The sequence below is a fragment of the Eximiradius proteiniborus genome (assembly GCF_058546985.1).
Genome location: NZ_CM178592.1, coordinates 859,270 through 882,080, shown reverse-complemented (window position 1 = coordinate 882,080; position 22,811 = coordinate 859,270). Strand labels below are relative to the sequence as shown.

At 32.2% G+C, this 22,811-nt stretch carries 21 protein-coding genes and 1 tRNA gene; 9 read left to right on the top strand and 13 right to left on the bottom strand.

Going from position 1 to position 22,811, the window contains the following annotated elements:
* The first annotated feature begins 61 nt into the window (after positions 1–61).
* From ACY2LT_RS03725 to ACY2LT_RS03705, 5 genes are all read left to right on the top strand, one after another.
* A complete protein-coding gene (locus ACY2LT_RS03725; RefSeq protein ID WP_491816490.1) occupies positions 62–2,995 on the top strand; it encodes a M16 family metallopeptidase in 2,934 nt (977 codons plus the stop codon).
* 85 nt (positions 2,996–3,080) lie between these two features.
* Positions 3,081–3,818: a hypothetical protein gene (locus ACY2LT_RS03720; protein ID WP_491816488.1), complete on the top strand. Its 738-nt coding sequence runs from the start codon at positions 3,081–3,083 to the stop codon at positions 3,816–3,818.
* A gap of 2 nt (positions 3,819–3,820) precedes the next feature.
* Positions 3,821–4,918: a bifunctional diaminohydroxyphosphoribosylaminopyrimidine deaminase/5-amino-6-(5-phosphoribosylamino)uracil reductase RibD gene (ribD, locus tag ACY2LT_RS03715; protein WP_491816487.1), complete on the top strand. Its 1,098-nt coding sequence runs from the start codon at positions 3,821–3,823 to the stop codon at positions 4,916–4,918.
* A gap of 78 nt (positions 4,919–4,996) precedes the next feature.
* The gene (gene lplA, locus ACY2LT_RS03710) at positions 4,997–5,977 is read left to right on the top strand and encodes a lipoate--protein ligase (RefSeq protein WP_491816485.1); all 981 of its coding nucleotides are present in this window, start codon (positions 4,997–4,999) and stop codon (positions 5,975–5,977) included.
* 16 nt (positions 5,978–5,993) lie between these two features.
* The gene (locus ACY2LT_RS03705; RefSeq protein WP_491816484.1) at positions 5,994–7,802 is read left to right on the top strand and encodes an AMP-dependent synthetase/ligase; all 1,809 of its coding nucleotides are present in this window, start codon (positions 5,994–5,996) and stop codon (positions 7,800–7,802) included.
* Here ACY2LT_RS03705 and ACY2LT_RS03700 read toward each other — a convergent pair.
* The 9 genes from ACY2LT_RS03700 to ACY2LT_RS03660 form a co-directional block, all read right to left on the bottom strand.
* Positions 7,799–9,169, bottom strand: a complete 1,371-nt coding sequence (locus ACY2LT_RS03700) for a phosphodiester glycosidase family protein (RefSeq protein ID WP_491816483.1) — start codon at positions 9,167–9,169, stop codon at positions 7,799–7,801. The two genes, ACY2LT_RS03705 and ACY2LT_RS03700, sit on opposite strands and share 4 nt — an antisense overlap.
* Positions 9,156–10,955, bottom strand: coding sequence for a tetratricopeptide repeat protein (locus tag ACY2LT_RS03695; RefSeq protein ID WP_491816482.1), 1,800 nt, complete (start codon positions 10,953–10,955; stop codon positions 9,156–9,158). The genes ACY2LT_RS03700 and ACY2LT_RS03695 overlap by 14 nt, the downstream gene beginning before the upstream one ends.
* A gap of 141 nt (positions 10,956–11,096) precedes the next feature.
* The gene (locus ACY2LT_RS03690) at positions 11,097–12,467 is read right to left on the bottom strand and encodes a dipeptidase (RefSeq protein WP_491816481.1); all 1,371 of its coding nucleotides are present in this window, start codon (positions 12,465–12,467) and stop codon (positions 11,097–11,099) included.
* 20 nt (positions 12,468–12,487) lie between these two features.
* Positions 12,488–13,240 carry an SDR family NAD(P)-dependent oxidoreductase gene (locus ACY2LT_RS03685; RefSeq protein WP_491816479.1) on the bottom strand — a complete coding sequence of 251 codons (753 nt, stop codon included), beginning with the start codon at positions 13,238–13,240 and terminating at the stop codon, positions 12,488–12,490.
* Positions 13,241–13,290: 50 nt separating this feature from the next.
* Entirely contained in the window at positions 13,291–13,884 is a 594-nt protein-coding gene (locus tag ACY2LT_RS03680) for an HAD-IA family hydrolase (RefSeq protein WP_491816477.1), read from the bottom strand.
* Positions 13,877–14,332 carry a universal stress protein gene (locus tag ACY2LT_RS03675; RefSeq protein WP_491816476.1) on the bottom strand — a complete coding sequence of 152 codons (456 nt, stop codon included), beginning with the start codon at positions 14,330–14,332 and terminating at the stop codon, positions 13,877–13,879. The genes ACY2LT_RS03680 and ACY2LT_RS03675 overlap by 8 nt, the downstream gene beginning before the upstream one ends.
* A 15-nt stretch (positions 14,333–14,347) precedes the next feature.
* Entirely contained in the window at positions 14,348–15,403 is a 1,056-nt protein-coding gene (ispG, locus tag ACY2LT_RS03670) for a flavodoxin-dependent (E)-4-hydroxy-3-methylbut-2-enyl-diphosphate synthase (protein WP_491816474.1), read from the bottom strand.
* Positions 15,404–15,405: 2 nt separating this feature from the next.
* The gene (locus tag ACY2LT_RS03665) at positions 15,406–16,275 is read right to left on the bottom strand and encodes a rhomboid family intramembrane serine protease (RefSeq protein WP_491816473.1); all 870 of its coding nucleotides are present in this window, start codon (positions 16,273–16,275) and stop codon (positions 15,406–15,408) included.
* A gap of 116 nt (positions 16,276–16,391) precedes the next feature.
* Complete coding sequence (locus tag ACY2LT_RS03660) at positions 16,392–16,766, bottom strand: hypothetical protein (RefSeq protein WP_491816471.1); 375 nt, start codon at positions 16,764–16,766, stop codon at positions 16,392–16,394.
* 193 nt (positions 16,767–16,959) lie between these two features.
* Between ACY2LT_RS03660 and ACY2LT_RS03655 the strand changes: the two genes are divergently transcribed.
* Both ACY2LT_RS03655 and ACY2LT_RS03650 read left to right on the top strand, forming a co-directional pair.
* Positions 16,960–17,032 (top strand) — tRNA-Gly (locus tag ACY2LT_RS03655).
* A 129-nt stretch (positions 17,033–17,161) separates the two neighbouring features.
* Positions 17,162–17,572, top strand: a complete 411-nt coding sequence (locus ACY2LT_RS03650) for a LexA family protein (RefSeq protein ID WP_491816470.1) — start codon at positions 17,162–17,164, stop codon at positions 17,570–17,572.
* Positions 17,573–17,646: 74 nt separating this feature from the next.
* Here ACY2LT_RS03650 and ACY2LT_RS03645 read toward each other — a convergent pair whose 3' ends face one another.
* A complete protein-coding gene (locus tag ACY2LT_RS03645) occupies positions 17,647–18,540 on the bottom strand; it encodes a lytic murein transglycosylase (protein WP_491816468.1) in 894 nt (297 codons plus the stop codon).
* Positions 18,541–18,657: 117 nt separating this feature from the next.
* Between ACY2LT_RS03645 and ACY2LT_RS03640 the strand changes: the two genes are divergently transcribed.
* Positions 18,658–19,233, top strand: a complete 576-nt coding sequence (locus ACY2LT_RS03640; protein ID WP_491816467.1) for a hypothetical protein — start codon at positions 18,658–18,660, stop codon at positions 19,231–19,233.
* Here ACY2LT_RS03640 and ACY2LT_RS03635 read toward each other — a convergent pair whose 3' ends face one another.
* Positions 19,234–20,442 carry a response regulator gene (locus ACY2LT_RS03635; RefSeq protein ID WP_491816465.1) on the bottom strand — a complete coding sequence of 403 codons (1,209 nt, stop codon included), beginning with the start codon at positions 20,440–20,442 and terminating at the stop codon, positions 19,234–19,236.
* Positions 20,443–20,613: 171 nt separating this feature from the next.
* Here ACY2LT_RS03635 and ACY2LT_RS03630 point away from each other — a divergent pair, with 171 nt between their 5' ends.
* Positions 20,614–21,258, top strand: a complete 645-nt coding sequence (locus ACY2LT_RS03630) for a TlpA family protein disulfide reductase (RefSeq protein WP_491816464.1) — start codon at positions 20,614–20,616, stop codon at positions 21,256–21,258.
* 50 nt (positions 21,259–21,308) lie between these two features.
* Here ACY2LT_RS03630 and ACY2LT_RS03625 read toward each other — a convergent pair whose 3' ends face one another.
* On the bottom strand, positions 21,309–22,181 hold the full coding sequence (locus ACY2LT_RS03625; protein ID WP_491816463.1) for a carbohydrate ABC transporter permease: 873 nt from the start codon (positions 22,179–22,181) through the stop codon (positions 21,309–21,311).
* A complete protein-coding gene (locus ACY2LT_RS03620) occupies positions 22,178–22,780 on the bottom strand; it encodes a Maf family protein (protein WP_491816462.1) in 603 nt (200 codons plus the stop codon). The genes ACY2LT_RS03625 and ACY2LT_RS03620 overlap by 4 nt, the downstream gene beginning before the upstream one ends.
* Positions 22,781–22,811 lie beyond the last annotated feature (31 nt).

Below are 22,811 nucleotides of genomic sequence, written 5' to 3'. Positions count from 1 at the left end.
TAAGTGTTGGTTTTTTGTTATTTTTGTTCTTTATTTCTATCATCATCTTTTTAGGTGTCCTATGAAAAAGTTTTCTTTTGTGTTTTCTTTTCTTGTCCTTTTTGTTTTTACAAATATTGCCTTTGCTCAATATCAATGGAAGTTCGCCAAAGATAAGAATGGATACGAATACAAATATGTCGAAGGCGACCATCTTAATTGCCGAATTTATACTTTAAATAATGGTCTTACTGTGTTTTTGAGGCAATTGAAGGATGAACCCCGAATTCAAACTTATATTGCCGTTCGTGCCGGTTCCACTTATGATCCAAAAGAGACTACCGGACTTGCACACTATCTTGAACATATGATGTTCAAAGGTTCATCAAAAATCGGTTCAGCCAACTGGGACAAAGAAAAACCTTTATTGGATGAGATTTCTAAGTTATTCGAACTTCACAGAGCAACAGATAATCCTTCCGAAAAAAAACGTATATACAGAATGATTGATAGCGTTTCCCAAATTGCTGCTCAGTATGCTATACCGAGCGAATACGATAAAATGGTCTCCGGAATTGGTGCTAAAGGCACAAATGCATATACTTCTACCGAAAGAACTGTATATATAAACGACATCCCTGCAAACGAACTTGAACGTTGGCTTACGATTGAAAGTGAAAGATTTGGTGAATTAGTTTTACGACTATTCCATACTGAACTCGAAACGGTATACGAAGAATTTAATATGTATCAAGATGAAGATGAAGCTCGCGTCGAAGAAGCATTCAATTCTGCTATGTTCAAAAAGCATCCTTATGGTACCCAGACAGTCATTGGAAATCCACAACATCTCAAAAATCCTTCTATGGTAAATATTCATAACTATTTCAATATTTTTTATGTTCCTAATAATATGGCAATGAGCCTTTCTGGTGATTTGGACTTTGAACAAACTATTCAACTCGTTGATAAATATTTCGGGAAACTAAAAAAAGGCAATCCTCCGATTATTCAGCATCCTAAAGAAGATCCAATCACTAAGCCAGTTTTAAAAGAAGTATTTGGTCCTCAACCAGAATTTTTAGTTCTTGGTTATAGGTTAATGGGATATAACGATCCAGAATTGATGAAAGCATATATTCTCGACCAGATATTAAGTAATGGTAAAGCCGGACTTATTGATTTAGATTTAATCAAATCGCAGAAAGTATTAGATGCTTCTACTTACTTGGATAAAAACATTGATTATTCAGTACACAGTATCTCTGCTTCACCAAGAGAAGGACAATCACTGGAAGAATTAAAGCAATTGATTTTAGCCGAGATTGAAAAAATTAAAAAAGGTGAATTTGATGATTGGCTAATTGAAGCAATAATAAATAATATCAAACTATCGAGAATGAGAGCAGAAGAAACGAATGGAATTGCACATACTTTTGCTATTAGCTTTACTATGAAAGAAGACTGGTTGAAATATTATACTTTTATCAAAGAACTCGAAAAAATTACTAAACAGGATATTGTCAAGTTTGCAAATGAATACTACAAAGATAATTATGTATGTGTGTTCAAAAGAATAGGAAAAGATGAAAATATTGTTAAAGTGGAAAAACCTGAAATTACACCTGTTCAAATGAATAGAGATGCCCAGTCTGCTTTTTATAAAAAAGTTATGGCTATGGAAGTGGCACCACTTAAACCTGTTTTCCTTGATTTCGACAAAGATATTATACGCAAAAAACTATCAAACGGAATAGAATTCAATTATATTCAAAATAAAATTAATGACTTCTTCCAGCTTTCTTTTATTCTTGATATGGGTAAAAATCACGATCTAAAAACAGAATTAGCTGTTGATTACTTGCCTTACATTGGTACAACTAAATATTCACCTCAAGATTTAAGCAAAGAATTCTACAAACTTGGTATTAATCTTAGTGTTTCCACTTCCGATGACAGAAGTTACATTTCTATTAGTGGACTAAAACAAAACTTGGAGAAAGGTTTAGAGCTTCTCGAACACACTCTAGCCAATGCTAAACCCGACCAACAAATATACAATGATTTTGTTGATGGAATTATTAAATCTCGAAATGATGCTAAACTTGACAAAAATTCGATTTTATGGGGAGCAATGTTTTATTATGCAATGTATGATGGCAAATCCCCATTCACAAACATTTTGTCCGAAGAAGAGCTTCGCAAAATTAATCCAAAAGAGCTCACAGATATTATCAAAAATTTATTAAGCTACAAGCACTACATATTTTACTATGGCAAGGATGCTGAATTTGCTCAAAAAGCTATAGAAAAAATTCATAAGTTTGAATTTAATAAACTCAAAGATTATCCAAAACCAATTTCTTACAAAGAAAGAAACTTTGATAAAAATTATGTTTTTGTTGTAGATTATGATATGGTGCAATCAAACGTACTTTTTATGTCGAAAGATTGCAAATTCGATAAAAACTTATTGCCTTATTCAAGGATTTTTGGAGAATACTTTGGCGGTGGTCTTTCTTCAATTGTATTTCAGGAAATTCGCGAGGCTCGGGCTCTTGCATATTCTGCTTTCTCTGCTTTTTCAACTCCTGCAAAACCCGATCTTTCACATTTTGTATTTGGTTTTGTTGGCACACAGCCTGATAAATTGAAAATAGCAACTGATGCACTTGTTTCGCTTCTGAATGATATGCCAAAAGCGACTGCACAATTTGAACAATCAAAAACTGGAGTAATGAGAAAAATTGAATCCGAACGAATTACCAAAGCTTCAATTTTCTGGACTTATTTATCCAACAAAGATAAAGGTATTAACTACGATATTAGAAAAGATATTAATGAAAAAACTAAGACTATGTCTATCAATGAATTAGATGATTTCTTTAACACACATATTAAGAATAAGAAATATATCTTTTTAATTTTAGCTAACAAAAGTTCACTTGATTATAATGTATTGCGACAAATTGGTGAAATAAAAGAACTTTCTTTAAAAGAAATTTTTAACTATTAGTTTTTACTTGGAGATAAACGTGAAGATACTATGTTATCTTCACGTTTTCTCTATAGATTTTTTTCGAAATACCGATACTTTTATTATGAGGTTGTTAAAATTCAATATTATTATTCTGTGTTTTTTAGGATTCCTGTTGCAAAGCTGTTGCTCCATACCAAATTCTCAACAGTTTCAAGATAATTATTATTTTCTTGATTCTACTGAAACTTATTCAGTTATCTTATATTGGAAATCATATTTTTCTGAAGACTATCCTTCTACAATTCATCAGAAAACTTTCCATCTTCCGGATAATCAATCTTTTGTTTATACTCCAAACTATTCAGTTCTACCGAAAAGCAAATCATTTGAAATTACAGAGTTCTCAATAATAAAAATTAATTCATCTCTTTACGAAAAAAATTCCTTTATTCTAAAAAAGAATCGCATTATATTTGATGATAAGAAGTTTTTGAATGATAATTTTGTTCTTTTGCCGGTTGCTAAGAAAACGACTTCTGGATATGAGTTTGGTTTATTTCTGATAAAATTGCAAGATAGAGAAGAACATCTTTATTTTCCGGGTTCCGAGAGATTGAGAATTGAAATATCCGACAAAAAAGGGAAATTAATTTGGAACTCAAACTTTAACAAAAACTATTTGACTGTTGTGGGTGAATTATTGCCAAAAGAAAAGTATGAATATCAATATTATTCGATTGAATGGAATAGAATTGACAATTGGGGAAATGAATTATCAAGCGGTGATTATTTAGTAAATTTTGTTCTACCATTGCAACCTAATCATTTATCAATCGTTAAAACAATTTATTTGGAATAGATATGTTTTTTACAGACAAATCAGCGATGAAAAGAGCAATTGAACTTGCTCTGAGAGGAACCGGCAAGGTTAGCCCTAATCCACGCGTTGGATGTGTTATTGTCGAAAATGGTCAAATAATTGCCGAGGGATGGCACGAAGAATTCGGCGGACCTCACGCAGAAGTGATGGCTATCCATAATGCAAATCGCGATTCATTCGAAGGGTGCACTTTGGTAGTGAATTTAGAACCTTGCTCGCACTACGGCAAAACTCCACCTTGTGTTGATTTAATTATTGAAAAGCGGTTTTCTAAAGTCATTGTTGGTATGATTGACCCAAATCCTGATGTCTCTGGTTCTGGCATTCAAAAACTGCAGGATGCAGGTATTGAAGTCGAAGTTGGTGTATTAGAAGAAGAATGCAAATGGATAAATAGATTTTTTTCAAAACAAATGAATACAGGTTTGCCTTATGTTATTGCCAAAATTGGACAATCTCTTGACGGTTGTATAGCAACAAATCGAGGTGAATCAAAATGGATTACTTCCGAAGAAAGTCGTCGTAAAGTTCATATTTTGCGAAACGAGGTTGATGCTGTAGCCATTGGTAAAAAAACTGCTTTATTAGACAATCCTTTGCTGACAGTTAGAGATATTGAAGGCATTAATCCGAAACGAATTGTATTTGATACAGATCTTACTTTACCATTAAATTTAAATATTTTCCAGGAAGATTATCGTGAATATACCTATGTATGTTGTAGTCCAAATTCCTTACAAACAAGAAAAGCGGATACTCTTAAATTGGCGGGGATTAAGCTTGTTCCTGTTGAAGTAAATGATACTGGTAAATTAAATATTCCCAGTGCCTTATATGCTTTCACTGAACTTGGTATTTCTTCAATTTTAGTGGAAGGTGGTGCTGAACTCCTTTCGAATTTTGCAGCGTCTCAAATGATAGATGAACTTCATCTTTTTATTGCTCCTATTATAATAGGCAATGGTATTCATTCTTTTGATAAATATAAGATAAATTATTTAAAAGAATCGTTTAAATTAAAATTGAAAGCTTTGTCTAACTGTGGTCAAGATATTCACGCTTTATATACAGTTAATTAATAGATTTATAAGGTTTTAAATAATTTCATTCTTTAATCGTTTTTCCTCATTGTTTTTATTGAAAAAATTGAGGAAAAAATGCTTTGTATTCTTAATAATTCAACTGAACCATACTTCAATCTCGCTGCGGAAGAATACTTTTTCAATAATTTTAATGAAAATATTTTTATGCTTTGGAGAAACTCGCCTGCTATTATTGTCGGAAAACATCAAAACACACTTGCCGAGATTAATTATGACTACGTAAAGGAAAACAACATTAAAGTTGTTCGCCGTATGACTGGTGGTGGAGCAGTTTTTCACGACTTAGGTAATGTTAATTTTACTTTTATTGAAACAGGCGAAAGCGAAAAACTTGTAGATTTCAGAAAATACGTGCAACCTATTTTAGATATTCTTCTCAAATTAGGTGTTAATGCAAAATTTGAAGGTAGAAATGATTTAACAATAGATGGAAAAAAATTCTCGGGTAATGCCGAACACGTCTATAAAAATAGAATTCTCCATCACGGAACTATTTTATTTTCAGCTAAAATGTCGGATTTAACCCAAGCACTAAATGTAAAAGATGTTAAATATACCGATAAAGCAGTCAAATCTGTCCGCAGTAGAGTTACCAATGTTTCTGAACATTTACATACACCTCTGACTGTGCTTGAATTCATTAATCTTGTATTCAATCATATTCTTGAAATGTATGAAGATGCTCAAATTTATGAAATAACCGATGAAGACATCCAAAAAATCAACCAATTAGTTGAAAATAAATATTCCACTTGGGAATGGAATTTTGGCTATTCTCCTGAATATAACTTCTCCAAATCTGTGAGAACCGAAGGCGGCACTCTCGAAGTTTCTATGTTCGTTGAAAACGGCATAATTCAAAGATTAAGATTTTATGGCGATTTCTTCACTCATAGAGATATTTCTGAAATCGAAGAGGCATTCGTTTCTATTCAACATAGGGAAGATAAGGTAAAACAAGTTTTAAGCCATTTTAATTTAGATGATTTCTTCTTTAATATTAATCAAAATGATATTCTTTCTGCAATGTTCTAATTTACGAGAGTAAAAAATGAAATATCTAACAATTCCTGAAATGTTCAACAAAACTTGTGATAAATGGGGAAATACTAAAGTTTGCTTTCGATATAAAAAAAATGACGAATGGATTGCTTTAAATTATGACCAGCTAAGAGATAAGGTTTTTAGTTTGGCTCTTGCTTTTATGGAGCTTGGTATTCATAAAGGTGATAGAATAGGAATTGCATCGGAAAATCGTATCGAATGGATTATTTCTTCTTTTGCAATATCACTTATTGGTGCAATAGATGTCCCAATTTTCCCGATTCTTACTGCAAAGCAAGAAGAATACATTTTTTCACATAGCGAAGTTTCAGCAATAATTGTCTCTAACAATTTCCAGCTTAAAAAAGTTTTGGAATTTAAAGATAATATCCCATCATTGAGACATATTATTGTAATGAATGATGACTATGATAAGAAAAATGTGTTTGTGCGATCTATTTCAGAACTTATTGAGCGTGGTGCATCCCTTCGTAATAAACAAGAAAGAGATGAAATAGTATTTGATTGTTGCAACAAAGTTAATGAAGATGATTTGCTGACAATAATTTATACAAGTGGCACTACTGGCAACCCCAAAGGTGTTATGCTTTCTCACAAAAATGTAGTTTCTAATGCGCTTGCATCACTAAAAGCATTTGGTGGGGATGTTAGTAGCGATGTCTCTCTATCTTATTTGCCTTTGTGCCATGCTTACGAACGTACTGCTGGCTTTTATGCATTTTTTGTTGGTGGAGCGGAAATTGTTTTAGCTGAATCCATTGATACTGTTGCATCCAACATAAAAGAAGTGCGACCAACTTTTATGACAACAGTTCCTAAATTGTTGGAAACAATTAAGAAAAAAATCTATTTCGCAATGGACAAAGAATCTCCAATAAAGAAAAAAATGTTTAACTGGGCGGTTTCTGTTGGAGTTAAATATGTTAGAAGTAGTTTGAATAACAAAAATAACCCTATTTTAAAAACACAGTATAATTTAGCTGATAAACTTGTTTTTTCTAAGTTACGTGAAAAGCTTGGTGGTAGGCTTAGCAGAATGGTTTCAGGCGGCGCAGCATTACCGCTCGATGTAGCGGAATTCTTCTGGGCTATGGGCATCAAAGTTTACGAAGGTTACGGGCTAACTGAAGCTTCACCTGTAGTGTCTTTTAATAGAGAGGATAACCCAGAGTTAGGGACTATCGGAACGCCATTAGATAATGTCGATGTTGTGCTGGCTGATGACGGTGAAATTTTAGTGAGAGGACCTAATGTAATGAAAGGATATTGGAAAGATGAATTAGCAACACAAGAAGCAATTGATGCAGATGGCTGGCTTTATACAGGCGACATTGCTGTTTTTACAAAAAAAGGAAATTTAAAAATTACTGACAGAAAGAAAAATATTTTTGTTTCGAGTGGTGGCAAAAATATTGCACCTCAACCTATTGAAAATCTTCTTTCTCAAAGCAAATACATCGACCAGTGCGTTCTAATAGGGGAGAGAAGAGAATATTGTACTGCTTTGCTTACACCAAATTTCGAACAACTCAAACAGTTGGCTTCAGACCTCGGTATACCTTATAATAGCGAAGAAGAACTTATCGTTAATGAGAAAATTATTCAACATATCAAGAAAGAAATTGATTTTTATCAAAAAGACTTATCTAAATTCGAAAAAATCAGAAAATTTTCACTGCTTAGTAAACCTTTCAGTGTAGAAAATGGTGAACTAAGCCCTAAAATGAGTATAAAAAGACATATTGTCGAAAGAAACTACGCTGAAATCATTAATCGAATGTATAACGAAGATTAATGATTGACTATACTTTTGATCCCTACTCCCACGGATATTCTCCGTGAGGAATAGGGATTTTCCTTATTTATTACATTTTTTCCGTCTATTACCATTATTGTCGAACCACCGCCATCTAAATTCATTGCATCATAACAACCAATATATTTCATTATTCTTGATAGTGACGCTAAATTAGCTCCACTCGTTTTTTCTGATTGATTGGTTGGTTTGATGACAACAAAATATAGAATATCTCTTTTCTTGTTGTAACCAATTGCCGTTCTTGGCAAATTCTTTTGAATGAATCTTTTACTTTTCGAACCTTCCTTTACCGCTTCGTGCTCAGCAATTCCGTTACGAACTAATCGAGGTGTGCCACAAACTCCATCTGTGAAAATTTGCTTTTTATGAACATTTGTGAAAAATTTAAGTTTTATTGTATCTCCAACATTTGGCAATTCCCTCATTATAAAATCCTGTCCCAACGAAATTATACAGCCATTCTTTGGCACACTCATCACGTTAGAGCCAGTCTCAATAACTTTACAAATAATTTCAGAATTAATGGATGGTTCATTTAAATATTCTACACTTATTTTTGGTGTCGCAAATTCAATTGAATTCAGTAATTCTGTCTTAATATATTCTTCTTTCATTGTTTCAAGGTTGAATTCTGCCTCTGTAGAATCGTTATATATAATTTCTTCAGAATTTTCTTTTATTTGAGCAATGATTTCTTCAATTTTTTGAGTATTTATTGCAGGAATTTGCGAACCACTATATTTATTGTATATTACTATTCCCGTTGAATCTGTTCTTCTATTTACGTCTTGAATTTTAAATTTGTTTTTATTGTTTAATATTAATTCGCCTGAAATTTTAAAATTGTCTATAAATGGAATACCCAATGCATCAAAAAAAATAGAACTCCATTCTTTGTAACTATGAAGTTGAATGATTTCACCGTTAATCACAACTGGACCTATCGGGAAATTGCTATATGCTCGCCAAAAATTAGCATTTACCGCCCCATAAATATTATCTTTATACAAGGAATCATAATATTGAATGATATTTTGTAATTTATCCAATCCGATAATATTTTCTTTTGCTTTTATTACAGTTGGAGTACAATTACATTCTTTCAAATGTGCTTTTATGATATAGGTGTCGTGCTTGTTGCAATTATAATCAACTATTGCTCTTTGAAAATATATCCCTTCGCCGAGAATAGTATCCTGAATAAAAGTGTGTGAAATTGGTGGACATTTCTTAGTAACTTTTTTCTTCTTTTTTGCTTCAAGAGATTGATAATTTGCTAATAAAAGTGCTATAAAGAAAAAAAATACAAAATATCTCAATCTATTGTGATTATAATGGTTCATTTCTTAAACTTTTAATTTTTTCTCTAATTTCAGGTAAATAAATTGAAAGAGGAAATTTCGACAAAATTTCTGTGTATAAATTCAAAGCATCTTGCTTGTTATTTATTGATACTAAAGAATCGGCTTTTCTTAATAGTGCAAAATCTCCGTAAATTGAATCTGGTACTTTTTCCAGAAGATAATCAGCTGTTTTTATTACTGATTGATAGTCTTCACTAAGATATTCTATCTCAATTTTCTTTTTTAAGGCTAATTCAAATAAATCAGTTCCAGATGATAAATTAGCAGTATTTGAATACAATTCTATAGCTTCTTTTAGATTATTCCTTCGTTCCTCGAATTCAGCCCGAGCGAAGCTCGACAGTGCCTTTGTGTATTGTTTATTTTGTTCAATCAATACGATTCTATTAAGGGATGCATTAGCAATATCAGTTTCTGGAACTATTATCAAATTTGCGTATTGTTTTAGTGCAGTATCTAATTGCCCGTTGAAAAAAGAAATTTCTGCGATTAGAAATTGTGCTTTATTGGATAAACTTTGAAAATTACTTGCATTGTTATTAATAAAATTACTAAGTATAATTTTTGCATCTTCGAATTTTTCAAGATTAATGTAGATGTTTGCCAGATCAATAGTTGCAGATGCGGCAATGCTTGTTCTTGGTCGCTCAGAAATTGCAGCATTCAATTCCTTAATAGCTTCTTCATAATTTTTTAGGTAGTTCGATAATATATAAGCAATTCTCAATCTACTTTCTGATGCCTGTTGTGTATTAGGAAATTCTTTTATTATACTTTTGTATTTTGCAATTAATTCATTAGCAGATTCTTTGGACATTTGTTTTTGCGACATTATCTTCTGCTCGAGTGTTCTTGCGTAACCATACAAAGCAGAATGAATTAAAGGGTGATTTTTCCCTAAATCTATTACAATGCCATAAGCCTTCATAGCTACATCGAACTGACCGTCTCGACGGCATTCCTCAGCAAATCTTAATATTTCTGCCCCGTTTGCTTTCTTTAATCTATCGATATTTCTGAATAGTTCAAGTGCTTGCTCTAACTTATTAGTAGTGCGATAATACCAAGCAAGTAACTCCTGAGCAATAATATTTTCACTGTTATTGTTGGCAAATTTTTTCAGTTCATTTAAAATGTATTTTTCTGCTTCATCATTTATTAATAGCGCATAAATTCTACCTTGTGTAATTGCCAGATTCCAATTGACTTGAAATTGAGATAAAATCTCTGTTAAACCATTACGGTAATCCCCAATGGCAATATATAGTTTGCTTAAATTGTCAGAAAAAATAACTTTGTTGTTTAAATTATTCCGTCCTTGCTTTAATACTGAAATCGCTTTATCGAATAACCTCATCTGTATCATAGAATTTGAAATCTGTTCATAAACAAGAGGATTTTGTGAATAATCATTTATTGCTTTATCCCAAATTTTGTTCGCTTCATTTGTATTGCCTGTTCTCCATAAGAGTTCAGCATAAATACTCGAATTGATGATGTCTTTTTGTTTATCGTATCTATCCTTAACATATTGAAGTAGTTCGCTGTATCTATTAAGTGAGATGAAATTTCTCACCAATCCCTCAAAGACTACTTGATTGTTGCTGTTCTCTTTATACAATTCTTCATAAATTCTTGCAGCGTTATTAATATCTCCACTTTTCTCATATGTTTCCGCAAGCCGCAATCTTTGCTCAAAGGCAGTTTGAGCTAATAAATAATTTTGAGTAACAACAATTAATATGAATATTACTATTTTTTTCATTAACTGTTTCATCAAATCAATAACTACAATTTAATATTGACGATAAAATCATATGTATGTTTTATTTTTTCTTATGTAATCAATAAAAAAGGTGATTGACACTCTTCAATCACCTAAATTTTAAATTTATTAATAGACTTTTTACAATTTTGAATATTCGCATAAAAATACAGCAGATGCTTTAATTCCACCAAAAAAGTTCTCTAAGTTAATTTTTTCATTCGGTGCGTGAATATTATCATCTGGCAATCCAAGTCCCATTAATACAGGTGGAGCCCCCAACATTTTCGAGAAAGTATCAGTAACCGGAATAGAACCGCCTTCTCTCATAAATACTGGTTTTTTGTTAAAAGCTACTTCCAAAGCTTTTACTGCTGCTTTTATTCCGGGGCTGTCAATTGGAGTAATAACAGGATTGCCTCCATGTGCAGGATTTACGATAACTTTTACACTTTTGGGAGCAATTGAAATTAAATATTTCGAAAGTTTTTCAGTTATATCCTGAGGATTTTGATTTGGAACAAGTCTCATTGATATTTTAGCAGATGCCTCCGATGGAATGATTGTTTTCATACCTTCGCCAATATATCCGCCTTTTATTCCATTAACATCAATGCTTGGTCTTATCCAAATTCTTTCTAAAACGCTGAAATCAATCTCACCAGACAATTCTTCTACTTCAATACTTTTTTTAAGTTCATCTTCGGAAAATGGAAGATTTTTGAAATGCTTTCGTTCTTCTTCGCTAACTTTTATTACATCATCATAAAATCCGGGTATTATGATTTTGCCTCTCTCATCTTTAAGCATAGTTAGCATTTTTGCTAAAACAAAAATTGGATTATCTACTGCACCACCATAAGAACCAGAATGCAAATCACGGTTTGGACCAATTACTTTTACTTCAACAAAAGAAATACCACGTAGGGCGTAGCAAATTGAAGGCAGTCCAAAGGTATACCATTCGGTATCAGAAATCAATACTGTGTCGCATTTTAATAGTTCTTTGTTATTTTCAATAAATTCATCTAAATTTCCGCTTCCAGCTTCTTCTTCACCTTCAATAAGCAATTTCACATTAACAGGTAGCTTCCCATAAGTCTGGAAATGTGCCTCAATTCCTTTAATATGAGCAAAAATCTGCCCTTTGTCGTCTGCTGTTCCTCGTGCATATAATTTACCGTCAATTACGGTAGGCTCAAATGGGGGAGTATTCCATTCTTCAATCGGGTCCACAGGTTGAACGTCATAATGACCATAAATTAGAACTGTTTTAGCATTAGGACCTGCTCCAAGCCATTCTGCATATACGATTGGATGTCCCTTTGTTTCAAAAATCTGAGTTTTCTCGAAACCAATTTTCGATAAATGTATTTTGAGCCACATTGCTGTTCGCCGTACTTCTTCTTTGTATTCTGGCTCAGAACTAATACTTTTTAATTTTAAAAACTCTTTAAGTTGTTCTAAATGCTTTTCCTGATTGCATTCAATAAAGTTTAATAACTCTTCCATTATATCCTTCAAAATTATTATTATTTCCTTGAAACAATTGTTGCAGTTGCCTGCTGTGTTGGTGTCAAAACAATATTTTGTATATTCACATGACGCGGTTGCTGCACAATGAAATATGCAATTCGAGCAATATCTTCACCATTCAGTGCTTCAAGTCCTTTATACACATTTGCAGCACGTTCAGCATCATTATCAAATCTTACTAACGAAAATTCAGTTTCAACCATACCGGGATCTACGCTACATACACGAATATTATACCCGTTAGTGTCAATTGTAATCCCTTTTGAGATAGCACGTTCAGCAAATTTTGTGCCACAATAAACATTGCCACCGGGATATACCTCGTGCCCCGCAATTGAACCAATGTTAATTATATCTCCAAAATTCCTTTCAATCATTAATGGCAATACACAACGGGTAACATATAATAACCCTTTCACGTTTGTATCAATCATTTCTTCCCATTTTTCAATAAACCCATCCTGAATTTTCTCTAATCCTCTTGCCAATCCGGCATTATTAATTAACACATCAATTGCTTTCCATTCCGAAGGCAAGTTATCAATGGTATCTTTCACTTGCTGAAAATACCTTACATCACAAACATAGGAAAGCACTTTCACATTATACTTGCTTTGGATATCTGAAGCAATTTCATTGAGCTTTTCTTTACGGCGTGCTAAAATAATTAAATCTGCACCCTTTGATGCAAATTCGTAGCAACAAGCCCTCCCAATTCCGGATGTTGCTCCGGTGATCAATGCAATCATAGTTGTATTTTCAATTAAATAAATACAAAAATAATGAAATTATGTAAAAATTAAAAACTGAAAGCAAAATCTTTTAAGGTGAAATTTTCAGAAATACGAATTCCCTGAACTCCTAATAATGAGAATTTGTCAATATTATCTTGAATATCGTCGAGAAATATTGTTTCTTGTGCGATTATTTGTGCATCTATTAGAGTGTGTTTGTATATTTGGGCGGACGGCTTCTTATAACCTACTTCAAATGAAAAATATAGTTTGTTGAACCGATTAAAAACTTGTTTCATTTCACTGCTGAATTTTTCGTAGTGCAAGGGACTTGTATTGCTTAGCAGATATAAATTGTATTTTTCAGATAGCTTATGTGTGGCTTCTTCGGAATATTCAAACGGTTCGATTAATATACTATTCCATACAAAATCAAATTCTTCATCTGTTGCATCCCAATGAAGTAAACCTCGAATGTTGTTCCTAAATTCAACTGTATTTATTTTCCCACATTCGTATTTGTCTATTATTGCATTGATGATATTAAAATCAGGAATTATTCCCGTGCTTTTAGCAATTTCAAAAAATTGTTTATGTGCTGCAAGCAAATCAACTTTGTAGATTACATTTCCAAAGTCAATGATGATGTTTTTAATCATTTGATTTTGCTGGAATTTTTATTGATAATACAGGGCATTCTGCCTTTCGTAGCACTTTTTCAGTTGTGCTGCCGAAAATAAACCTATCGAACGAGCTTCTCCCGGTAGTCGTGATGCAAATAATGTCTATGTTATTATTTTTTGCATATTCAATTATTTGGTCAGAAGCTCTTCCAAAAAGTATTGCTGTTTTTACCTTGAAATTTTCTGCCGATAATGATTTTTCTATTTTCTCTATTTCAATTTTCGAGCTATTAATTAGCTCTTTTTCTAAATCGACATAACTTAAATGTCCGAATCCCATATCTGATGGATATAACGACGGTTCAATGACGTGCAATATATGTAAAGTAGAATTGCCACATTCTGCAATTTTTTTTGCATAATCTAATGCTATTTCAAATCCCTCGAAGAAATCAGTTGGTATTAGAATGTTTTTAAAAGGCATATTGCACCTTTATTATTAGTAATTCTCAATTTCTTCTATTAAAATATCTAATATTTTATCTTCTGGAATTTTTCCTAATATTTCCCCATTTTTGAAAAGCAAAGCTTCACCGTTGCCACAGGCAACCCCAATATCAGCTTCTTTTGCTTCGCCAGGTCCATTTACCGCACATCCCATCAGAGCCACTTTAATCTTTTTCTTAATAGGACGAACACGTTCTTGCAATTGTTTTGCTATTGGAATTAAATCAACCTGCAATCTACCGCAGGTTGGACAAGATATAATTTCAATGTATTTTTCTTTTAGTTCAAGGGATTGCAAAATTTCTTGTGCTACTTCAACTTCTCGGACCGGATCGTCAGTTAATGATACTCTGATTGTGTCGCCAATGCCTTCTGCAAGCAGACTTCCAATCCCAACCGCAGATTTAATAGTGCCACTTAAGAATGTCCCTGCTTCGGTTACTCCCAAATGTAACGGATAATTTGTCTTTTCAGATAATAATCTATAAGCTTCGATAGTTAATTTGACGCTTGTAGACTTGACAGATATGCATATATCATCGAAATTAAAATCATTAGCTATCTTTACGTGTCGCATAGCACTTTCTGCTAGAGCCTCTGCTGTTGGATGACCATATTTATTCAATGTTTCTTTTTCCAGAGAGCCGGAGTTTACACCAATCCTGATAGGAATGCCATTTATCTTTGCCACATCAAGTACCTTCTTTATTCTTTCACTCGAACCAATATTCCCAGGATTAATTCTTACTTTTGCTACACCCGCTTCTATCGATTTTATTGCAAATATATAGTTAAAATGAATATCGGCAACTACTGGAATAGGGGAGAGCCTGCAAATTTCTTTCATTGAATTTGCTGCCTCTTCATCATTCACAGTTACTCTCACAATATCAGCGCCTGCCAGCGCTACCTGTTCAATTTGTTTCAATGTAGCTACTGTATCCGATGTTTTTGTTTTTGTCATTGTTTGAATGGAAATAGGTGAACCACCACCTATTTCTATTTTGCCAACTTTAATTTTTTTTGTGATTTTTCTTTCGAAATGCATTTCTACAACTTTTTGCTTAATTCAATAAGAATATGTTTTTCTCTTTCTGTAAGACTCTGATATCCGCTGACTGATATTTTATCAAGTATCTCATCAATTTGGCTTTGCGTGATGTTTTCGCCGTTAATTGTAATTACTATTTTTGTTGAAGAGGGTGTTTCTTCTTTGTAAATCGTATAATTTAAATTATCTGGTTTATTCGTGAACGAATAAACCTTAGGTTTTCTTTCAAATTGGGTTCTTTGTGAAAAATAATCATCGATACCATATCTTTTTGGTGTTTTTCGCTTAAACAATTTTTCTGCTAATGAATATATCCCTAATTTATCACCAAATTTTAAAAGGAGAAATCCAGTTGCCGCTCCACCTAAATGTGCAAAACGTGCTATCTGATCGTTTACGGAAAATCCAAAAATTAATTCAATAGCTATCATCACAATAACAAAAATTTTAGCTTTTATTGGAATGAAAAATGGAAACATATATATAGGTCTATCAGGATACGAGAGACCAAAAGCTAACAATATACCATAAATTGCGCCAGATGCCCCAACAGTTGGTGCAATTGTTCCGAGCATTGGGCTTACAATTAAATGTGTGATTGCTGCTCCAATTCCTGACAAAAGATAAAATGCTAAAAATTTTCCTTGTCCCCACTCATCTTCGAGCTCTGTTCCAAACATCCATAATACAAACATATTAAAGAAAATATGCCAGAAATTAGCATGCAGAAATTGATATGTAAGTAATTGCCAAACATAGAATGCATTATTGGGAATAATATCAGAGCCATCGAAAAATGGTTGCAACGCAAAAAAGTGAATAATTATCCTGTCAACTGGCACTCCACCAATTGTAAAAATTGATAACATCAAATGTTGCACAATAAAAACTATAACATTTATTAGCATTATAGTTTTTATTACTGGAGGAAATAAACTAAACCTTCTAAATCCATAATAACTCATTTTTTAAGGACACTCCTATCTTAATTCAGTGAAATATATATTGTAGTTGCGTTATTTTCAAGTTTATTTAACAATTTTTGATAATCTTTCCAAATTAGCGAAAATGTTTCATAAGAATTGAAAAAATTATCTGGATTTTCAAAAAAAACTTGCCAGGCTTTCATCATTTCATCGTAAAAATAAATTATATCTTGTTTATTGTACATAACCTTCTTTTTAGAAATAAGCATTTCAGGAAAATTCTTTAACACTTTTCCCATAAATTTTAGGATTTCCCCTATTGTTGAATGAATTTGTTCGGATATTTTTGTGTTCATTCTCAATATTTTGTTGAGTTCTTCAAGTGAGTCAACAATAGTATTAACTACTAATATTTGTTTTTCAATTGTTAGCACAAAAATCACTCCTTTTACTATATAGAAGTATTAATATGAAAAATAGTTTATTATTCTGCCTTTCTTTTGCTTAATGCGACTTTAGATAACAATAGATAGTATATGTTCAATTAAATGTTCATTTTCAGGGTGCAAAAACTTTTGTTAATTTCCCAAAAGCTTGTTATTTTTGTGCCGGTTCTTTGTGCAAAAAGCGAAAGTAGCTCAGTTGGTAGAGCACAACCTTGCCAAGGTTGGGGTCGCGAGTTCGAGTCTCGTCTTTCGCTCAATCTTCCTTTAACTTATTTATCATTTCAACAAAATATTCCCAATAATTCCCTTGATTTTTTGCTAGTTTGAAAAAATTGGCACAAAAAATGATGTACTCTGATAGTATCTTTATTTACGAGGGAAAAATGAGGGTTTTCGAAAAATTTGATGTAGAAAAAAATCAACACAATATTAAACTATTTGGTGATGATTCTTATAATAACACTTATACATTTTCTTTCAGTAATATCAATATTGCTTCCTATGTGGTTGATAATCCAGAGAGTTGCTTTTTAATTCGCGTAAAAGGCGATTCAATGGTTGGAGCCTCAATTAATAACGGTGATATTTTACTTGTTGATAAATATAAACAAGTTAAAGATGGCGACATAGTTGTTGCAGAAATCAATGCAAAATTAGTTGTTAAAAAAATAAAATTTGAAGAACATTGCGTTGCTTTGATTTCCGAAAATCCAAAATATTTGCCAATAATTGTTGGAGAAAACGACAATCTCAAAATCTGGGGAGTTGTTCGCTCAGCAATCAAAACTGTTTAGTCGAAAGCCTTAATTCCCCCCAATTAAGCTTTTGACTTGGTGGAAACGCCGCAAAGCCCCCTTTACGGGGGTTTTTATTTTGCAAATTCAGAAAGTTTTAGTACTGCTTCGACATACGCAGTGCTATTATTGTATGCAAATATTGCTTTTCTTTGTTCACTTAAATTTTCATTCCATCCGTGCTGTTTTAAATAATTTGCTACAGAAAAAATCGCATCTGATAAATTAAATAAATCAACAACACCGTCATTGTTCCCATCAATTGCATACTTTACGAAAGATGATGGTAAAAACTGAGGAATTCCGAATGCTCCTGCCCACGAACCGTATATATCTCCAATAGGAATATTGTAACGATTTTTCATTGTTTGTAATGCCAAAATCTCGTTAATTGCCCAATTAGATTTTCTTTCTGACCTTTCTTTGAGAACTATTTTCAAACTATCTTGTTTGAGTTTGTCATCAGGGAATTTTAGTTCGATTTCATTCTCATTTAACTTGATGTTTTCTTGTTCATTGCACATTGCTGTCGATAAAAACACACTAACTATATGATGTGTGCCTAAAAAATTTCCAAACCTTGTTTCAATCCATAAAATTGAAGCAATAATTTCCTTTGGAACTGAATATTGCCTTTCTGCCTGTCCCAATATTTCGCGGTTTTTTACAATAAACTCTTTTGCACTGTTAATCGAGCTGCTGTTGTAAAAGTGTGAATAATCAGTTTTGCTTAAATATCCGGTAACATTTATTTTAACATACTTTTCACTAAATTGGGTTTTACCATTTGACAACAAACTATATATGAAATTTGTATCAGCGCCTTTTTCAAGTAAAATAGCAATAACATTTTTAAAAGTATTATGATTTTCAAGGAAATTATTCTGTTGAGAAGAAAAAGAAATTTTCGTGCAAGAACTTGCATTTATTAACACAAAAATAACAATAAAAAAACATACTCGTTTCATTTTACAACAAAAGTTATTGAAATTATTATTCAATTTACAAAAAAATCTTTATTTTTAGTAAGATTACAATTTCAATGTATTGAAAATAATTGTTGTAAAACTTTATTGAGAACTGCAATGAAAAAAATTATTACCTTAATACTTATAGTATCATTTTTTACGCACAATTATATTGCTAATGCTCAACCTTCAGATAATGAAGATGTAATGCTTAAAGGATTAATGCTTGATTTCGGTGGTGGGAGTGATGGGCTTAGTATGGCTTTCGGTTTTCGATATTGGCTTGCCAGTTTATCAATTGGAGTTGTCGGTTTTGCAAATAAAATCCCAAAATATTCCAATGTTCCGCCGGTTGGAGTAAACCTTAATCCATCTCAACCTTTGCCCAATGGTTTTGTCGAAGAGAAACACACAGGAATAATAGTTACATTCGATGGTGCTATTCATTATGAAATGTTCCCTTGGAATTTTTTCGGAAGTATTGGATATTACACTCAACAAGATTCAGTTTTAGCAAAACAAGTTAATACAACAGGTCAAATATTAGGTAGATATAGTTATAAAGTTGAAAACTCTCAAGGAATTGCTTTTGGCGCTGGTGCTAATTATTACTTGTCTGATAACATTGGAGTTGGAATTGGATTGCATACTAAACGGGGAGTATATGCTCAATTTGTTTATGTTTGGGAATAATTACTTATTTCTAATATAAATTTTACCTAATATTGGATCAGTTCTGTTTATTGTTCTGATACGTTCAATTCTTTCTTCGTTAAGATTAACATTCGGGGCAACAAGTATCAATCCCGATTCTGTTACAATATGGCGAGCTGTGGTCATTGTTTCATCCAACTCGTGAATCGCTACCACATATTCTCGACCTCTTACACCAAGAACACGCGATACTTCTTTAGAAGCAAGGAATTGGTCATAAAATGTAATTACTCTATGATCATACAATCTTCTTGCTTCGATAAACATTTGTTCAAGTGTTTTTGCCGGATTATCAGCATTCTTTTTCATCATTTCTTCAAAATCTAAGGCAACCCGCAAAATTCTTGAACCAAGAGGAATTTCCCAGGATTTCTTCCCTTCAGGGAATCCTGTTCCGTCAAAGTTTTCATAAATATGATATATAATTGGTTCAATATTTTCCGTTCCTCGTATTTTTGTGAGCATTTCACGAGAATTTTTTGGAATATCAAGCATTTCGGGTCTTGTTACCATTCCTTTGGTCATTGCCGGTGCTTCAACAATCTTTTCGTTTAATCCAATTCTTCCACACAGACACAGTTCTGCCGCTTTCTTTATATTCTCCACTTCTTCCATTGTATCGCATAATTCTTTTCCAATAAATTCAGAAGCTTCTATTATTCTTGGTATTCTTTTCACTAATTCTGGCATTCGTATTTCAATAAACCTTTTGATTTGTTCGAGCATTGTCTCTGCTGCTTTATCAAGCTCTTTTTCATATTCACTCATCTTTTCTTTATATCCTTCTTCTGAGTTAAGCATTTTGACAACTCTGATTGCTGCCCGCACCTTTGCTAAAAAAACATCTACAGAAAAAGGCTTGACTAAAAAATCATCAGCTCCCTGCTGGATTGTCTTTATATTGACCTCAGGTTCTATGCTCGACGACATGGCAATAAAATAAAAATTCTTTGTATTTTCCGTAGTCTTAATTTTTCTCAACAATTGCAATCCAGTCATTCCGGGCATTATTAAATCACAGATAACAATTGATGTGTTATCCTCTTTTACTAATGACTCCCAAGCATTTATAGCATCTGTAAATAATTTTACATCAATATTGGGATATAACTTATTGATTATTTTAAATAATGAAAATACTATCTGTTTTTCATCATCAATTAAATATATGTTATAGTTCTTACTCATTCTTATACCAATTTTTTAATATTGTTTAATCAATAATTATGCCATTAACATACAGTTTCTTATAAACAACTATATTTCTTTTTAGCAATATTTTAAAATAATTGTTAATATCAAATCGTTTATGTTTGTAATAATATCGTCAATAATTATTAATAATTAAAGGGTTTATTTATGACAAACAACACAAGATTTTTCTTTATCCTTGCTTTCTCTTTTATTATTGTTTTTTCACAGTCTGCTTGCACTCAGCAAAAGAAAGACAACCAACCTAAAAATACTGAAAATGTTCAAAAAATACAAGAGGTTAATTCAAAAGAAGCATCCTCACCCGGTGTTTTTGAACTGTCAGAAGTAGGTGAACGAACTGAAAACAAGTTAGTAGATTTTTACTATAAAAATCTTGATAAAAATGTATCAATCAAAGACTATGCAAAAGGAAAATATATATTTTTAAATTTCTGGGGAACCTGGTGTCCACCTTGCAGACGCGAAATTCCTGAAATAATTGAAATTCAAAAAGAGTTGAAAGATCAATTAGTTGTCATTGGTGTTGCTTTGGAAAGACAACCTGATTTTGAATCAGCTGGTAAAAACGTTTCCGAGTTTGTTTCTGCTAATGGAATTAATTATTTGAATGTGGTTGTTCCCTCAGGAAATCCTTATAGAATGAAGATAGCAGGTGCTTATGGTGGAATTCAGGCTGTGCCGACTACTTTCCTTATCGACAAAGATGGAAACATTTTTGAAACTATTGTCGGTGGTCGTTCCAAAGCAGAATTTATGCAATCAATTAACCGTATGATGGGTAAACAATAATTGTTATTGTAAATTGTTTACTATAGGCTGTTTTCGTTATTGAAGGCAGCCTATTTTTCTTTTATAAGTTTGAATTGAACAAATGATAGTATAGCTAAAACAATAAATAATACTATTGCAATTGCTGAGGCATAACCCATTAAGTTGGTTTTTTCGAATGCATAAGTGTATATTAAATAAACAAGCGTTGTAGTCGAATTAATTGGTCCGCCTTTCGTCATTACATATATTTCTACAAATACTTGGAATGATTTTATTGTATTTATTACTATGATAAATAGCAACATTGAACGAAGTGATGGAAGTGTGATTTTCCAAAAAGTTTTCCACGCATTCGCTCCCATTATCTTGGCGGCATCATAATAATCCTCTGGAATTGCTTGCAATGCAGCTAAAAATAATACAGTATAATATCCGGTAGACATCCATACATCCATTATCATAATTGCTGGTAATGCAAAATCTGTGCTTTGTAGCCACCCGTTATGAGGATAAGGTAACCCAAGAGACATTAATATTAAATTTATGTATCCTTTTTTTGAGTATAAGTTCATAAATATCAATGAAATAACTACTAATGATGTTACAGATGGCATAAAAATCGTAGTCTTAAAAAAGTTTTTCCACTTTATCGTTCTTGAATTAATGAAAATTGACAGTAAAATTGCCAATGAAGTAGTTACCGGAACAGTTCCAAATGTAAAAATAATAGTGTTTTTCAATGCTTTCCAGAATAGTTTATCGTTAAATATTGTTTCATAGTTTTTTATTCCAGTTAATTTGAAACTGTTTAAAAGAGAATTATAATCCCCGAAGCTTAACACAATAGACCAAACAAAAGGATATATCCAGAAAACTAATAATATGATTATCCAAGGAATAACTAAAGAAAAGTAGAAACCGTTATGTTTTGATAGTTTCATTGCAAAGATTCTTTCAGCATTCTATAAAATAGTTCAATCGGAAGCCCAACAATATTATAATAACAGCCGTTTATATGACGAACAAAGACTGCGCCGAAATCATCTTGTATTCCATATGCACCAGCCTTGTCCATCGGAGAACCGCTTTCAATATATGCATAAATCTCATCATCAGACAATTCTCTGAAAGTTACGTCAGTTTTGCTATATTCGTTTATGATTTTTTGTGAATAATTATTTATCAAGGTTATTCCTGTATAAACTTGATGAGTTCTTCCACTTAGGTTTTTTAGTATTTCAAAAGCCTCGTTGCAATCCTTTGGTTTATGCAAATAATTCCCATCTAAATATACAGTTGTATCTGCTCCGATAACTATTTCATCACCACCAAGCATAGACGACACATTTTCAGCTTTTAGACGTGATAATTTCATAACATACTCATTTGGCTGTAATTTCTCGCTTATATTTTCGTCTATTTTTGATGGAATAACGTCAAATTCCAAGCCTAAATTTTTAAGAAGTGTTATTCTTCGTGGTGATTTCGATGCTAATACAATTTTTTGATTGATTTTCAGTAATTTTGAAATCTTAATCATCAAATTAAAATTTTGATTGATAAACAAACAA